The 1,670-nt window shown below is 55.4% G+C and carries 1 protein-coding gene and 1 pseudogene; both read right to left on the reverse strand.

Annotation, left to right across the window (positions count from 1 at the left end):
• Window positions 1–744: T6SS immunity protein Tli4 family protein (locus tag E1J61_RS35640; RefSeq protein WP_243737112.1), on the reverse strand; the 744-nt coding region annotated here is incomplete at its 3' end.
• An 83-nt stretch (window positions 745–827) separates the two neighbouring features.
• Window positions 828–1,670: pseudogene (locus E1J61_RS35645) on the reverse strand (hypothetical protein); the annotation flags it as partial.

The following is a 1,670-nucleotide window of genomic DNA, read 5'->3' on the forward strand; positions in this document are numbered from 1 at the left end:
TTCCCACTCGAAATCGTGGGTACCGTCCGCGCGGCGGACCAGGGACTCCTCTCCTTGCCAGACGCCGACAATGCGCTTGCCTTCGCGCAGGGTAGTCAGCTTCGGATAGCGCTTGCCCAGGTCCGCTCTCTGCGCCGCGATGGAAGCAAGCAGCCCTTCGCCGTTTGCACCGTCCACGCTCGCCAGCTTGTTGGAGTCGACTGAAAAGCTGACGTCCGGCAGGCTGGGAATGGCGATGCCTGCGCGGAGAATTTCCTGATACCTGCCGCTGCTGTCGGCGATAAAGCCGTGGTCGATGCAAACGCCAGGGTCCTTTGGTACTTCTGCGTTGTCGCGGGCGCGCAAGCCGCGAACTAGCGGCGCAATCTCTTCTCCGCCATAAGACCATTCATATAAATGCTTTCCGGAAACAACGAAGGTTTGTGCATCTTCGTTGCCATAAGCTTTTGCATTCTTGTTTTCAAATGATCGAACTTCAAAACTATGGCTTGTTGGCCCCGGGCCGAAGTAGGTGACTTCGGCAGTATCGTTGCGCGCAAGTACCGAGCTGCGATGGGCCTCCGCCAAATCCTTGGCTCGGCCCGCTGCGCCAACATGGATAAGGATTTCGGCAGGGAAGTCCTGCGGTCCAAATATTAGATCTGATTCGACCGGCACTTCAAGGACATATCGCCCAAAGCAAACCAGTTTAGTTTGGGCAAACAGAGATTGCAGTCGCGGTGAAAGTTCAACCTGGTTCGGCACACCACGCTCCTTGTAGGAATACGGTTGACAAGCCATCAACAAGAGTCCTGCCAGGCAGGCGATGCAGAGACGCCCGCCAGAGTTCATCGAGCCCACCATGGTGCCGTATTGGCGATCTTGACGATGGAATACAACAATGACGCCAGAACCTTGTCATCGTTGAAACTGCTTTGATGCTCATATCCGGTTTGCCGGAACACCATAGCTCCACGTATACGCGACGCAGACGCGTCGCTGGCAACGGTCTGATCGCCGGCATCAATGGGAGGCTCGAGTCTGAGTTGCAGGGAGTGACCATTTTCAGCCCGTACTACTATGCGACCTTCGCCATCTTCCCTGACAATCTTCCAGGACAGTGGATCGCCAAATCTCGATAACTCCGTAGCGTTCACTCGGTATGTGATCGCGCCAAAGCATCTTTGCGACGGATCTACGCCATAGCTTGCGTAGGTGATCGGGTGGTACAAATCCTTGATGTCCTTGTGAAAATCTTGAGCATCTGCGATTCGCTGCTTTGCCTTGGCGTAGGGGTCAGATTTATTGTATTTTTTTTCCGCTGGATTAACCCAATCAGGGTTAAACAATCGCCACCAGAACTGAGGATTTCGAGTGTAGATGTCATACAGTGGGTCTCCGACGGCTACAGGCGCAATAGGGTTAGCCGTTCCCAGCTTCTTGTGCAGCTGCAATTCGCTCACATAAGTCTTGAGCGGCTCGTCCGAAGCAATCGGCAACGCCATCACCTGCCGGTACTCGCTGGTCTGGACACGCAGCCAGCCCCGCGGATAAGAAGCGCTCGGCAACAACTCCAATGGCCCTGGTGCGTTGGCAAAGACCGCTGTGACTTCCTTGCCGGTCTTGCCGATCACCGCGCGTTCGATGGCGCCCATCAGGTTGCCTTTCGCATCCTCAAAGCCCGCACGTAC

The organism is Cupriavidus sp. L7L (assembly GCF_004353535.1).
In the GTDB taxonomy this organism is placed as follows: Bacteria; Pseudomonadota; Gammaproteobacteria; order Burkholderiales; family Burkholderiaceae; genus Cupriavidus; species Cupriavidus oxalaticus_A.